Source organism: Cupriavidus gilardii, assembly GCF_017598945.1.
Classification (GTDB): domain Bacteria; phylum Pseudomonadota; class Gammaproteobacteria; order Burkholderiales; family Burkholderiaceae; genus Cupriavidus; species Cupriavidus gilardii_E.
The window spans coordinates 306,412-319,432 of the sequence record NZ_JAGFTW010000036.1 but is presented as its reverse complement, the minus strand read 5'-3'; the positions used below and the strand labels follow the sequence as shown (position 1 = coordinate 319,432).

At 68.2% G+C, this 13,021-nt stretch carries 11 protein-coding genes; 10 read left to right on the top strand and 1 reads right to left on the bottom strand.

Features of this window, described 5'->3' with window-relative positions:
- The first annotated feature begins 8 nt into the window (after positions 1–8).
- The 10 genes from murD to lpxC all read left to right on the top strand — a co-directional run bounded on the left by murD (position 9) and on the right by lpxC (position 12,182).
- A complete protein-coding gene (murD, locus tag J5T34_RS13340; RefSeq protein WP_208580153.1) occupies positions 9–1,556 on the top strand; it encodes a UDP-N-acetylmuramoyl-L-alanine--D-glutamate ligase in 1,548 nt (515 codons plus the stop codon).
- Positions 1,553–2,821 (top strand): putative lipid II flippase FtsW, encoded by a 1,269-nt coding sequence (ftsW, locus tag J5T34_RS13335; RefSeq protein ID WP_208580152.1) that lies wholly within the window; start codon positions 1,553–1,555, stop codon positions 2,819–2,821. Before murD ends, ftsW begins: the two co-directional genes overlap by 4 nt.
- Positions 2,818–3,894 carry an undecaprenyldiphospho-muramoylpentapeptide beta-N-acetylglucosaminyltransferase gene (murG, locus tag J5T34_RS13330; protein ID WP_208580151.1) on the top strand — a complete coding sequence of 359 codons (1,077 nt, stop codon included), beginning with the start codon at positions 2,818–2,820 and terminating at the stop codon, positions 3,892–3,894. The genes ftsW and murG overlap by 4 nt, the downstream gene beginning before the upstream one ends.
- Before the next feature lie 37 nt (positions 3,895–3,931).
- On the top strand, positions 3,932–5,437 hold the full coding sequence (gene murC, locus J5T34_RS13325) for a UDP-N-acetylmuramate--L-alanine ligase (protein WP_208580150.1): 1,506 nt from the start codon (positions 3,932–3,934) through the stop codon (positions 5,435–5,437).
- The gene (locus J5T34_RS13320) at positions 5,434–6,426 is read left to right on the top strand and encodes a D-alanine--D-alanine ligase (RefSeq protein WP_208580149.1); all 993 of its coding nucleotides are present in this window, start codon (positions 5,434–5,436) and stop codon (positions 6,424–6,426) included. Before murC ends, J5T34_RS13320 begins: the two co-directional genes overlap by 4 nt.
- A 58-nt stretch (positions 6,427–6,484) precedes the next feature.
- The gene (locus J5T34_RS13315) at positions 6,485–7,423 is read left to right on the top strand and encodes a cell division protein FtsQ/DivIB (RefSeq protein ID WP_208580148.1); all 939 of its coding nucleotides are present in this window, start codon (positions 6,485–6,487) and stop codon (positions 7,421–7,423) included.
- Positions 7,420–8,652, top strand: coding sequence for a cell division protein FtsA (gene ftsA / locus J5T34_RS13310; protein ID WP_149316571.1), 1,233 nt, complete (start codon positions 7,420–7,422; stop codon positions 8,650–8,652). Before J5T34_RS13315 ends, ftsA begins: the two co-directional genes overlap by 4 nt.
- A 184-nt stretch (positions 8,653–8,836) precedes the next feature.
- Positions 8,837–10,030, top strand: a complete 1,194-nt coding sequence (gene ftsZ, locus J5T34_RS13305) for a cell division protein FtsZ (protein WP_149316572.1) — start codon at positions 8,837–8,839, stop codon at positions 10,028–10,030.
- A gap of 474 nt (positions 10,031–10,504) precedes the next feature.
- Complete coding sequence (locus J5T34_RS13300) at positions 10,505–11,011, top strand: peroxiredoxin (protein ID WP_174104636.1); 507 nt, start codon at positions 10,505–10,507, stop codon at positions 11,009–11,011.
- 253 nt (positions 11,012–11,264) lie between these two features.
- The gene (gene lpxC, locus J5T34_RS13295) at positions 11,265–12,182 is read left to right on the top strand and encodes a UDP-3-O-acyl-N-acetylglucosamine deacetylase (protein WP_149316574.1); all 918 of its coding nucleotides are present in this window, start codon (positions 11,265–11,267) and stop codon (positions 12,180–12,182) included.
- A gap of 295 nt (positions 12,183–12,477) precedes the next feature.
- Here the strand turns inward: lpxC and J5T34_RS13290 are convergent, their stop codons facing one another.
- Positions 12,478–12,978: a DciA family protein gene (locus tag J5T34_RS13290; protein WP_208580147.1), complete on the bottom strand. Its 501-nt coding sequence runs from the start codon at positions 12,976–12,978 to the stop codon at positions 12,478–12,480.
- Between the last annotated feature and the right edge of the window lie 43 nt (positions 12,979–13,021).

Here is a 13,021-nt window from a genome sequence, read left to right as displayed (position 1 = left end):
GAAACGAAGTGTTTGGCGAGTTGCAGACCCCTCATGTGCTGGTACTGGGCCTCGGTGAATCGGGCCTGGCGATGGCGCGCTGGTGCGGCCGGTATGGCTGCGCGCTGCGTGTCGCCGATACCCGTGCCGCGCCCGCCAATCTTGCCTTCCTGCAGGCCGAGCTCCCCTCGGCCGAATTCGTCGGCGGCGCCGCCTTTGCGTCCGCGCTGCCGGCGCTGCTCGACGGCATCGGGCTGATCGCGATCAGCCCGGGCCTGTCGCCGACGGAAGCCGACACCGGCGCGCTGCTCGACGCGGCGCGCGAGCGCGGCATCCCGGTGTGGGGCGAGATCGAACTGTTCGCGCGCGCGCTCGCGCATCTGCAGGCCGAAGCGGGCTACGCGCCGAAGCTGTTGGCGATCACCGGCACCAACGGCAAGACCACCACCACCGCGCTGACGGGCCGGCTGGTCGAGCGCGCCGGCAAGACCGTCGCGGTGGCCGGCAATATCAGCCCGTCGGCGCTGGACAAGCTGTCGGCCTGCATCGCCTCGGCGACGCTGCCCGACGTCTGGGTGCTCGAGCTGTCCAGCTTCCAGCTGGAAACCACGCATACGCTGGCGCCGCACGCGGCCGCGGTGCTCAACGTCACGCAGGACCATCTGGACTGGCACGGCACGATGCAGGCCTACGCCGCCGCCAAGCAGCGCATCTTCGGCCCGGGCGGCAGCGACGGTTCCCACTGCGTGCAGGTGCTGAACCGCAACGACCGCCTGACGATGGAGATGGCGCGCGCGGGCAGCGTGCCGGTGACCTTCGGCACCGATCTGCCGGAAGTGCCGGGCAGCTTCGGCGTTCTGCGCGAGGGCGGCATGCCCTGGCTGGTGCTGGCCGAGCCCGACGGCGAGGCCGACGAAGCGAAGCCGCGCCGCCGCAAGAGCGCCGCCGCCGGCGACGACGCCGCGCCGGTGCCGGTGCGGCACAAGCGCCTGATGCCGGCCGATGCGCTGCATATCCGCGGCATGCACAACGCCACCAACGCGATGGCGGCGCTGGCGCTGTGCCGCGCCATCGATCTGCCGATGAACGCGCTGCTGCACGGCCTGCGCGAATACCGCGGCGAGCCGCACCGCGTCGAATGGATCGCCACCATCGACGACGTCGAGTACTTCGACGACAGCAAGGGCACCAACGTCGGCGCGACGGTCGCCGCGCTGTCCGGGCTGGACAAGCGCGTGGTGCTGATCGCCGGTGGCGAGGGCAAGGGCCAGGACTTCTCGCCGCTGGCCGCACCGGTCGCGCAATACGCACGCGCGGTGGTGCTGATCGGCAAGGCCGCCGGCGAACTGCGTGCCGCGCTCGAGGGCACCGGCGTCGCGCTGCTCGATGCGGGTTCGCACGAGGGCGCGCTGGAAGCCGCGGTGCGGCTGGCCGCGGAGCAGGCGCAGGCGGGTGACGTGGTGCTGCTGTCGCCGGCGTGCGCGAGCCTGGACATGTTCCGCAATTACGTGCACCGCGCGCAGGTGTTCCGTGCCGCGGTCGAAGAACTGGCGCTGTCCCGGGGGATCATGCCATGAGCGAGATGCAGGCAGAGCGCCAGGCCAAGCGCAGCGGCTTCGTCGGCGCCACCATCGTCGGCGCGACCATCGGCAACGCCTGGGAAGGGCTGCGCGATGCGGTGTCGGGCGTCAAGCCGACTCGCTCGCGGATGATGGAATACGACCAGCCGCTGCTGTGGGTGGCGATCGTGTTGCTGTCGCTCGGCCTGGTGATGGTGTATTCGGCGACCATCGCGCTGCCCGATTCGCCGCGCTTCGCCAATTACCGCGAGAGCCATTTCCTGATGCGCCACGCGTTCTCGCTGCTGATCGGGCTGGGCGTCGGCCTGCTGGCCTTCCAGATCCCGGTCAAGTATTGGGACCGCTATGCACCCAAGCTGTTCGTGCTGGCGCTGATCCTCTTGATCATCGTGCTGGTGCCCTTCATCGGCAAGGGCGTCAACGGCGCGCGCCGCTGGATTCCGCTGGGCCTGATGAACTTCCAGCCGTCCGAACTGATGAAGCTGGCGGTGGTGCTGTACGCGGCGAACTACACCGTGCGCAAGCAGGAATGGATGCAGAGCCTGGGCAAGGGCTTCCTGCCGATGGGCGTCGCGGTGGCGGTGGTCGGCATGCTGCTGCTGCTCGAGCCCGACATGGGCGCCTTCCTGGTGATCGCCGCGGTGGCGATGGGGATCCTGTTTCTCGGCGGCGTCAACGGCAAGCTGTTCGGCGCGCTGGTCGCGATCGCGGTCGGCACCTTCGCGTTGCTGATTGCGGTATCGCCGTGGCGGCGCGAGCGGATCTTCGCCTATCTCGACCCCTGGCGCGAGGAATACGCGCTCGGCAAGGCCTATCAGCTGACCCATTCGCTGATCGCCTTCGGCCGCGGCGAATGGGCCGGGGTTGGGCTGGGCGGCAGCATCGAGAAGCTGCACTACCTGCCGGAGGCGCATACCGACTTCATCCTGGCCGTGATCGGCGAGGAGCTGGGCTTCATCGGCGTGCTGACCGCGATCGTGCTGTTCTACTGGCTGGTGCGCCGCGCCTTCTCGATCGGCCGCACCGCGCTGCAGCTGGACCGCACCTTCGCCGGACTGGTCGCCAAGGGCATCGGCATCTGGATCGGCTGGCAGGCCTTCATCAACATGGGCGTGAACCTGGGCCTGCTGCCGACCAAGGGCCTGACGCTGCCGATGGTCAGCTATGGCGGGTCCGGGATCCTGATGAACTGCGTCGCGTTGGCTTTGCTGCTTCGCATCGATTACGAAAACCGCGTATTGATGCGTGGAGGGAAGGTATGAGCGCCACGCAGCCGCGCACCTTGCTCGTGATGGCGGGCGGCACCGGGGGTCACGTGTTCCCGGGGCTCGCCGTCGCGCAGGCGCTGCGGGCGCAGGGCTGGCGCGTGGTCTGGCTCGGCAACCGTACCGGCATGGAAGCGACGCTGGTGCCGAAGCACGATATCCCGATGGAGTTCATCCAGTTCGGCGGGCTGCGCGGCAAGGGGCTGCTGACCAAGCTGCTGCTGCCGATGAACCTGCTGCGCGCGTTCTGGCAGAGCATCGGCGCGCTGCGCCGGGTTCGCCCGAGCGTGGTGCTCGGCATGGGCGGCTATATCACCTTCCCGGCCGGCATGATGGCCTCGCTGCTGGGCCGGCCGCTGGTGCTGCACGAGCAGAACTCGATCGCCGGGCTGGCCAACAAGGTGCTGGCCAGGGTCGCCGACCGCGTGCTGTGCGCGTTCCCGCAGACGCTGCCCGGCGCCGAGTGGACCGGCAATCCGGTGCGCGAGGAAGTCGCGGCGCTGGCCGAACCGGCCGCGCGCTACGACGGCCGGCAGGGTCCGCTGCGGCTGCTGGTGGTCGGCGGCAGCCTCGGCGCGGCGGCGCTGAACTCGGTGGTGCCGCAGGCGCTGGCGCTGCTGCCCGAAGGCGAGCGGCCGCTGGTGCGGCACCAGGCCGGCGTCAAGCAGATCGATACGCTGCGCGCCAATTACGCCGCGGCAGGCGTGGCGGCGGACGCGGTGCCCTTCATCGACGACATGGCGCAGGCGTACGCCGACGCCGATCTGGTGATCTGCCGGGCCGGCGCGATGACGGTATCGGAAGTGGCGGCGGCGGGCGTGGCCGCGCTGTTCGTGCCGTTCCCGCATGCGGTGGACGACCACCAGACCACCAACGCGCGCTTCCTGTCGGAACAGGGCGCGGCGCTGCTGGTGCAACAGAACGCATTGACCGCGGAAGGGCTGGCGCAGACGCTGGCGCAGCTGTCGCGGCCGCAATTGAAAGAGATGGCGCAGCGTGCGCGCGGACTCGCCAAGCCGGATGCAACCCGGCGCGTGGCGCAGGTCTGCAGCGAACTGGCCAGGGATTAGGCACGGTGGACACGGGTCGACCGCAAGCAACGGATTCATGAAGCATATCGTCAAGAACATCCACTTCGTAGGCATCGGCGGCGCCGGCATGAGCGGCATCGCCGAGGTGCTGCTCAATCTCGGCTACCGGGTGTCCGGTTCCGACATGGGCAGCAACGCCGCGACGCGCCGCCTCGCCGCGCTGGGCGCGACGGTGATGCACGGCCATGACGCCGCGCATATCGCCGGCGCCAACGCGGTGGTGGTGTCGACCGCCGTCAGCGGCGACAACCCCGAGGTGCTGGCCGCGCGCGCCAAGCGCATTCCGGTGGTGCCGCGCGCGGTGATGCTGGCCGAACTGATGCGCCTGAAGCAGGGCGTCGCGATCGCCGGCACGCATGGCAAGACCACCACCACCAGCCTGGTGGCGTCGGTGCTGGCCGAAGGCGGGCTCGATCCGACCTTCGTGATCGGCGGCCGGCTGAACTCGGCCGGCGCCAACGCGCGGCTGGGCACCGGCGACTTCATCGTCGCCGAGGCGGACGAATCGGATGCGTCGTTCCTGAACCTGTTTCCGGTGATCGAGGTGATCACCAATATCGACGCGGACCACATGGACACCTACGGGCACGACTTTGCCCGTCTGAAGCAGGCCTTCGTCGAGTTCACGCAGCGGCTGCCGTTCTACGGCATCGCGGTGCTGTGCGTCGACGATCCGAACGTCAGGGAGATCCTGCCCTTCGTGTCCAAGCCGGTGGTGCGCTACGGCTTTGCCGAGGACGCCCAGGTGCGCGCGGTCAATGCGCGCGCGGTCGACGGGCAGATGCACTTCACCGTGCTGCGCCAGCTGAACAACCATGCCGAGCCGCCGCTGGACGTGGTGCTGAACCTGCCGGGCCTGCACAACGTGCAGAACGCACTGGCGGCGATCGCCATCGCCACCGAGCTGGAAGTGCCCGATGCCGCCATCGTCAAGGCGCTGCGCGAGTTCCACGGCGTCGGCCGGCGCTTCCAGCGCTATGGCGAGGTGGCCTGCGCGGACGGCAGCGGCACGTTCACGCTGGTCGACGACTATGGCCATCACCCGGTCGAGATGGCCGCGACGCTGGCCGCCGCGCGCGGTGCGTTCCCGGGCCGCCGCCTGGTGCTGGCCTTCCAGCCGCATCGCTTCACGCGCACGCGCGACTGCTTCGAGGACTTCGTCAAGGTGCTGGGCACCGTCGATGCGCTGCTGCTGGCCGAGGTCTACGCGGCCGGCGAGGCGCCGATCGTCGCCGCCGACGGCCGTGCGCTGACGCGCGCGCTGCGCGTGGCCGGCAAGGTCGAGCCGGTGTTCGTCGAGCTGATCGACGACATGCCGCAGGCGATCCTGGACGCCGCGCGCCCCGGCGACGTGGTGGTGACGATGGGCGCCGGCACGATCGGCGCGGTGCCGGGCCTGCTGGTGTCGGGCCAGGCTGGCGCATCGTCGGCGAGCGCATCCCCCCTTTCGCAACCCGCTGCCCAGTCAGCGTCGCAACAACCAGTGCAAGCGGCCGTGCCGCAAGCCGGAGACCAGGCATGAGCTTCGTCGCCAATCCCCAAATCGATCCGAAGGCGCTCGGCAAGGTCGGCGTGCTGATGGGCGGCCGTTCGGCCGAACGGGAAATCTCGCTGCTGTCGGGACAGGGCGTGCTCGCCGCGCTGCAGTCGCGCGGCGTCGACGCGCATGCGTTCGACCCGGGCGTGCGCAACGTCGCCGAGCTCGCGACGGCCGGTTTCGATCGCGTCTTCATCGCGCTGCACGGCCGCTACGGCGAGGACGGCACCATGCAGGGCCTGCTCGAGCAGCTGGGCATTCCCTACACCGGCAGCGGCGTGCTGGCCTCCGCGCTGGCGATGGACAAGCCCGCCACCAAGCGGGTGTGGAGCACCCACGGGCTGCCGACGCCGCGCTTTGCGATGCTGACCGCGGACTGCACCGAGCGCGAGTTCGATGCGGTGGTGGCCGACCTGGGCCTGCCGCTGATCGTCAAGCCGGCGCGCGAAGGCTCGTCGATCGGCCTGACCAAGGTGACGGACGCCGGCCAGATGCGCGCCGCCTACGAGAAGGCCGCCGCGCTGGACAACGACGTGATCGCCGAAGCGTTCATCGACGGCGCCGAGCTGACCTGCCCGATCGTCGGCGAGGGCCGCGACGCGGTGGCGCTGCCGGTGATCCGCATCGTCGCGCCCGACGCCAACTACGACTATCAAAACAAGTACTTCACGGACGTTACCCAGTACCTGTGCCCCGCGAATCTGGGCGACGCGCTCGAGCAGCGCGTGCGCAGCCTGGCGGTCGAAGCCTTCCGCGTGCTGGGCTGCCGCGGCTGGGCACGCGCCGACGTGATGCTGACCGCCGACGGCCAGCCCTATCTGCTCGAAATGAATACCTCGCCCGGCATGACCGGCCACTCGCTGGTGCCGATGTCGGCGCGCGCGGCCGGCATCAGCTACGAGGACTTCGTGCTGCAGGTGGTCGCCGCGGCGACGCTGGACCTGCATCCGAACGAGCACTGGAAACCCCAATAACCCCGAACAACCCGCGGCTGACCCCGTACAACGAAGCCTTCGCGCACCCCGAACCGACATGTGGCACAACGCACGCCTGCTGAACCTGATCGCCACCACGCTCTACGCCGTGGTGGTGGTGATGGCGCTCGCGGCCGGCCTGATGTGGCTGGCGCAGCGGCCGGTGTTCGCGATCACCCATGTCGAGCTGGCGCCGATGTATGGCGGCGCGCTGCGCCACGTCAACGCGCCCGCGGTGCGCGCCAACGCGCTGGGCAAGCTGTCGGGCAATTTCTTCACGCTGGACCTGGACGCCGCGCGCCAGGCCTTCGAGTCGGTGCCGTGGGTGCGCAAGGCCAGCGTGCGGCGCGAATGGCCCAGCGGCCTGACGGTCAAGATCGAGGAACACGAGGCGCTCGGCACCTGGGGCGCGCCCGATACCGGGCGGCTGATCAACACCTATGGCGAGCTGTTCGTGGCCAATCCCGCCGAGGCGGAAGAGGACGCACGGCTGCTCGCGCTCGATGGCCCGCCCGGCAGCGAGGCGGAGGTCGTCGACAAACTCGAGATCATGCGCGACTGGTTCCGGCCGTTGAAGGCCGAGCCGCTCGCGGTGACGTTGTCCGGGCGTTACGCCTGGCGGGCCAGGCTGTCCAACGGCATGGTGGTCGAACTGGGACGGGAACAGACCGACCTTGACCGGATGGCGATGGAGGAGCGCGTCAAGCGTTTCGTCATCGCCTGGCCGCAGGTGACGGAGCAGTGGGGCAAGCAGATCGAGTACGCGGATTTACGCTATCCGAACGGGTTTGCCATCCGGGCAGCCAATGTGCGCTTCCTGACCGAGGCCCAGGCGGCAGCCGCCGCCAAGGCACGCGAACAGGGGACGAGCCATGCGAACGGTGCCAATCGTGCCAGTGCCGGTGCCAGTGCCAACGCCGCCGGCGCGAAGCGTGGCCCGGCTTCCAACAACAATCCGACGCGACTGAGAAAAGAGAACGCGGAGAAAACCCGATGAGCAAGGAATACAAGGACCTGTTGGTTGGTCTGGACATCGGCACCTCGAAGGTGGCGGCGGTGGTCGCGGAATTGCGCCCCGACGGCAGCTACGAAGTGATCGGGATGGGCCAATCCGAGTCCAAGGGGTTGAAGAAAGGGGTCGTGGTCAATATCGAGGCCACCGTGCAGTCGATCCAGAAGGCGCTCGAGGAAGCCGAGCTGATGGCCGACTGCAAGATTTCGGAGGTCTTCACCGGCATTGCCGGCAGCCACATCCGCTCGTTCAACTCGAGCGGCATGGTGGCGATCAAGGACAAGGAGGTGACCCAGACCGATGTGGCGCGGGTCATCGAGACGGCCAAGGCGGTCAATATCCCGACCGACCAGCAGATCCTGCACATCCTGACCCAGGAATTCATCATCGACGGGCAGGAGGACGTGCGCGAGCCGATCGGCATGAGCGGCATCCGGCTGGAGGTCAAGGTCCATATCGTGACCGGCGCGGTCAGCGCCGCGCAGAACATCGTCAAGTGCGTGCGCCGCTGCGGGCTGGAGGTGCACGACCTGATCCTGCAGCCGCTGGCCTCGAGCCTGGCGGTGCTGACCGAGGACGAGAAGGAACTCGGCGTGGTGCTGGTCGACATCGGCGGCGGCACCACCGACATCGCGATCTTCAGCGAAGGCGCGATCCGCCATACCGCGGTGATTCCGATCGCCGGCGACCAGATCACCAACGACATCGCGATGGCGCTGCGTACGCCGACGCCCGATGCCGAGGACATCAAGATCCAGTACGGCATCGCCAAGCAGGCGATCGCCGATCCGGAGGAAATGATCGAGGTGCCGGGCGTGGGCGATCGCGGCACGCGCACGCTGTCGCGCCAGGCGCTGGCGGCGGTGATCGAGCCGCGCATCGAGGAGCTGTACTCGCTGGTGCATCAGGTCGTGCGCGAGTCCGGCTACGAGGAATTGCTGTCGTCGGGCATCGTGATCACCGGCGGCACCGCAATGATGCCCGGCATGGTGGAACTGGGAGAGGACATCTTCCTCAAACCGGTTCGGGTCGGCGTTCCCGAGTACCGCGGCAATCTGCACGAGGTCGTCAAGAGCCCGCGCTATTCGACGGTGATGGGCCTGCTGCTCGAAGGCCGCGTGCAACGGATGCGCGGGCGCAAGGTCGCGGTGCAGAGCGGTTCGGTCAAGCAGATCTGGACGCGCATGAAGGAATGGTTCGTCGGCAATTTCTGATTGACGACACGTATTGGCGGCACGAATTGCATCGAATTGGCGACGCGCTGGTCGCCGACTGTCCACCGTGGCGGGCGCGGCGCGTTGATGGAGCAGTTTCTTTCTTTTGGTTCTTTGTTCAGGAACCAAGGGTTGCGGCGGGGAGGCCGCAGCGTTTGGCGACTGATTTTTCTCGGAGGCAGTGATGGACTTTGACATGATCGAATCGGAAATGCAGGACGGCACCATCATCAAGGTGGTCGGCGTGGGCGGCGCGGGCGGCAACGCCGTGCAGCACATGATCAACCGCGGGGTGCAGGGCGTCGAATTCATCTGCATGAACACCGATGCGCAGGCGCTCAAGCGCTCGACCGCGGCGCGCGTGCTGCAACTGGGCAATACCGGCCTGGGCGCCGGCGCGAAGCCGGAGGTCGGCCGCACCTGCGCCGAATCGGCACGCGAGCAGATCGCCGACGCGCTGCGCGGCGCGCATATGGTCTTCATCACTGCCGGCATGGGCGGCGGCACCGGTACCGGTGCGGCGCCGATCGTGGCGCAGGTCGCCAAGGAGATGGGCATCCTGACCGTCGGCGTGGTCAGCAAGCCGTTCGACTTCGAAGGCGCGCGCCGCGCGAAGGTCGCCGAGCATGGATCGGCCGAGCTGGAGAACAACGTCGACTCGCTGATCGTCGTGCTCAACGAGAAGCTGTTCGAGGTGATGGGCGACGACGCCGAGATGGACAAGTGCTTCCAGTGCGCCGACGACGTGCTGCATAACGCGGTGGCCGGCATTGCCGAGATCATCAACGTGGACGGCCTGGTCAACGTCGACTTCGAGGACGTCAAGACGGTGATGGGCGAGCAGGGCAAGGCGATGATGGGGACGGCCACGGTGTCGGGCGTCGATCGCGCGCGCCTGGCCGCCGAGCAGGCCGTCGCCAGCCCGCTGCTGGAAGGCGTGGATCTGTCCGGCGCGCGCGGCGTGCTGGTCAACATCACGGCCAGCCGCTCGCTGAAGCTGTCGGAGACCAAGGAAGTCATGAACACCATCCGCAGCTATGCCGCGGAAGATGCCACCGTGATCTTCGGTACGGTCTACGACGACTCGATGGGCGATGCGCTGCGCGTGACCGTGGTCGCCACGGGCCTGGGCCGCGCCAGCAAGAAGCAGCAGCCGATGACGCTGCTCAAGACCGGTACCGACAACATGCCGGTGCAGATGATGGCTGGCCTGCAGCACGGCTCGGCGCTGCACAGCGCGCCGGACTACAGCGGCCTCGATACGCCGGCGGTGTTCCGCAGCTCGCGCGAAACCGCGTCGGCGCACGTGGCCGCGCTGCAGGAGAAGGGCGTCGACACCTACGACATCCCGGCCTTCCTGCGCAAGCAGGCGGACTGAGAGCCGGCACGGCGCGAGTCGACCGATATAGCCGACCGCATTGCCGGCAGTTTGCCGGCCGCGCATCCGCGACAGCGGGGCACGATGGGCGCTCCCCATCCGCCCGTGCCGCGCTACGGATGACGGCCGCCTGCCGCTTGCGGAACCGGCGAGGTTGACGCGCCTGCTGTCCTCCGTCCGCATCCCGTGCCGGGACAGGCGCGCCGCCGGCCGCCTCCCCGGACTGGTCTCCCGCCGTATCCCGGCCGGGATGTGCCTTCCTTCCGCGCGGCGAGTGCAAGCTCGCCGCGCCTGTTTTTGTCAGTTCTGCTTGCCTGCCTGTCGGCATCCGCTGACAGGCGTGCGCGCCGCCGTCTCACTTGGGATGCCGGTGCCAGGCAACTATGATGCAGACTGGGTTTGGCCAAGGCGTTCGCGGTCGTTCGCTGATGTTCGATGTGGACGCCGACGCCGCGGCCGCCTGAGGAAATCGCCATGATCGAAATCGGTGCACGCGTGCCCGACGCGACGCTGTACGAATACTTCGAAGTCGAGGCCGGCGGCTGTGCGCTCGGTCCCAACGCCTTCTCGGTGGCCGACCTGGCCCAGGGTCGGCGCATCGTCGTGTTCGGTCTACCCGGCGCGTTCACGCCGACCTGTTCCGCACGCCACGTGCCCGGCTTCGTCGAGCAGGCGGATGCGCTGCGCGCCGCAGGCGTCGACGAGATCTGGTGCGTGTCGGTCAACGATGCCTTCGTGATGGGCGCATGGGCGCGCGAGCAGGGCACCGCCGGCAAGGTCCGGATGCTCGGCGACGGCAGCGCCGAATGGACGCGCGCACTCGGTCTGGAACAGGACCTGGGCAAGCGCGGCATGGGCGTGCGTTCGCTGCGCTATGCGATGGTGATGGACGATGGCGTGGTCACGCACCTGGCCGTCGAAGCCCCGGGCGAATTCAAGGTCAGCAGCGCCGAGGCGGTGCTCGCAATGTTGCGCGGGTAAGACGGCGTTCTCTGACTCTGGCGCGGGCAGGGGGAGCGAAAGCGGCGTTATTTGTGACTCGTATGCCGCTTATTCCATATTTTCCGACGATTTTCCCGCCATTTCCCGCATCTTTTTCGGGCCTTTAGCCGTCGAATGCCACACCGTTAACACGGCGAAACAAAACTGGTGCAGCGCAATATAATGACCGGTGGTAAGATACGGTTTATCGAATCTCAAGCCCGATAGATTTTAATAATTAGCAGAGGCCGTCATGCTCAAACAGCGCACTATCAAGTCCCTGGTCAAGACCGTTGGCATTGGCTTGCACTCGGGCCGTAAAGTGACGCTGACATTGCGGCCCGCCCCGACCGATACCGGTATCGTCTTCACCCGCGTCGACCTGCCCGAGCCGGTGGAGATTCCGGTGAAGGCATCGGCCATCGGCGATACGCGCCTGGCCTCCGTGCTGCAGAAAAACGGCGCGCGCGTTTCCACCATCGAACACCTGATGTCCGCGTGCGCGGGCCTGGGCATCGACAATCTGTTCGTCGACGTCGATGCCGAGGAAATCCCAATCATGGACGGCAGCGCCGCGTCCTTCGTGTTCCTGCTGCAATCGGCGGGCATCGAGGAGCAGCCGGCGGCCAAGCGCTTCATCCGCGTCAAGAAGGCCGTGGAAGTGCGCGATGGCGACAAGCTGGCGCGGCTCGAGCCGTATTTCGGCTTCAAGCTGTCGTTCACGATCGATTTCCGCCATCCGGCCGTCGACAAGACCGGCCAGACCTTCGAGATCGACTTCGGCGACACCAGCTATGTCCGCGAGATCGCGCGGGCGCGCACCTTCGGCTTTGCACACGAGGTCGAGGCGCTGCGCGAGATGGGCCTGGCCCGCGGCGGCAGCCTGGACAACGCGATCGTGCTCGACGAGCACCGCATGCTGAACAACGAGGAGCTGCGCTATGGCGACGAGTTCGTGCGCCACAAGATCCTCGACGCGATCGGCGACCTGTATGTGGTCGGCCATCCGCTGATCGGCGCCTATGTCGCCAACAAGTCCGGCCACGGGCTGAACAACCAGCTGCTGCGTGCGCTGCTGGCGGACGAGCAGGCCTACGAGATCGTCAGTTTCGAGCGCCAGGAAGAGGCCCCGGCCGCCTTCCTGCCGCAGCTGCAGCCGGCCTTCGCCTGAGCCAGGCGCGCCTGGCGGCGCGTTCCCTCTCCCCCAACCCCTCTCCCGCAAGCGGGAGAGGGGAGTCGAAAGCGTGAATGTTGGGAGGGCTCCTCCCGCCCGCTTGCGGCAGAGGAAAATCGAAGCACGGGGAGCTCCACTGCTACGGGTTTGCTCCCCTCGCCCGCTTTTGGCCGAGGGGAAGTCGAAGCGCGGGAAGCTCGACTGCTGCGGGTTTGCTCCCCTCGCCCGCTTGCGGGAGAGGGGCCGGGGGAGAGGGCAAACGGCGCTTGCCGCGCCCTGCCGATCGAATCCCCTACCGATGCCGCGCCAGCATCGTCTGCACCGCATCGCGCAGCGGCGAATCGGGCAGCGTCTGCGCCAGTTCGCCGAGGCTGTTCAGCCCCGCCGCGGGCACCCCCACCTTTTTCGGCCGCTCCGCCGGTGCCACGTCCCAGTCGCCGCGTGCGACGTCCGGCTGTACCCGCACCTTGACCGCATCGATGCGCGCGCCGCGTTGCTGCAGCCGCGCCAGCAGGCTCGGCACGATCTGCCGCACCCGTGCCGCGGCGGCGCCGTGGGCGGCCAGCAGCAGCAGCGTATTGGGCTCCCCGGGACTGCGCATGTCCCGGCGCACGCCGCCGATCGCGATGCCGGCGCGCATGCCCGGCGGCAGCAGGGCCATCACCTCGGCTTCCAGCGCGGCGAGCTCGCGCGCGGTCTGCATCAGCGAGGACATCGGCCCGGCCTTGGCCAGCCAGTCGTTCAGCGGCTTGGCGGCGGGCGTTTGCAGGGCGTGGTGGGTGAACAGGCGCATGCCGCATTCTAGCCCCAAGCCCGTCTCGAGCGGGCCCGGCGCA

Bases quoted from the DNA above. Each gene is read 5' to 3' on its own strand.
- J5T34_RS13290 (WP_208580147.1), bottom strand. From the start codon at position 12,978: ATGCGCCTGTTCACCCACCACGCCCTGCAAACGCCCGCCGCCAAGCCG.
- ftsZ (WP_149316572.1), top strand. From the start codon at position 8,837: ATGGACTTTGACATGATCGAATCGGAAATGCAGGACGGCACCATCATC.
- J5T34_RS13320 (WP_208580149.1), top strand. From the start codon at position 5,434: ATGAGCTTCGTCGCCAATCCCCAAATCGATCCGAAGGCGCTCGGCAAG.
- murC (WP_208580150.1), top strand. From the start codon at position 3,932: ATGAAGCATATCGTCAAGAACATCCACTTCGTAGGCATCGGCGGCGCC.
- J5T34_RS13300 (WP_174104636.1), top strand. From the start codon at position 10,505: ATGATCGAAATCGGTGCACGCGTGCCCGACGCGACGCTGTACGAATAC.
- ftsW (WP_208580152.1), top strand. From the start codon at position 1,553: ATGAGCGAGATGCAGGCAGAGCGCCAGGCCAAGCGCAGCGGCTTCGTC.
- ftsA (WP_149316571.1), top strand. From the start codon at position 7,420: ATGAGCAAGGAATACAAGGACCTGTTGGTTGGTCTGGACATCGGCACC.
- lpxC (WP_149316574.1), top strand. From the start codon at position 11,265: ATGCTCAAACAGCGCACTATCAAGTCCCTGGTCAAGACCGTTGGCATT.
- murG (WP_208580151.1), top strand. From the start codon at position 2,818: ATGAGCGCCACGCAGCCGCGCACCTTGCTCGTGATGGCGGGCGGCACC.
- J5T34_RS13315 (WP_208580148.1), top strand. From the start codon at position 6,485: ATGTGGCACAACGCACGCCTGCTGAACCTGATCGCCACCACGCTCTAC.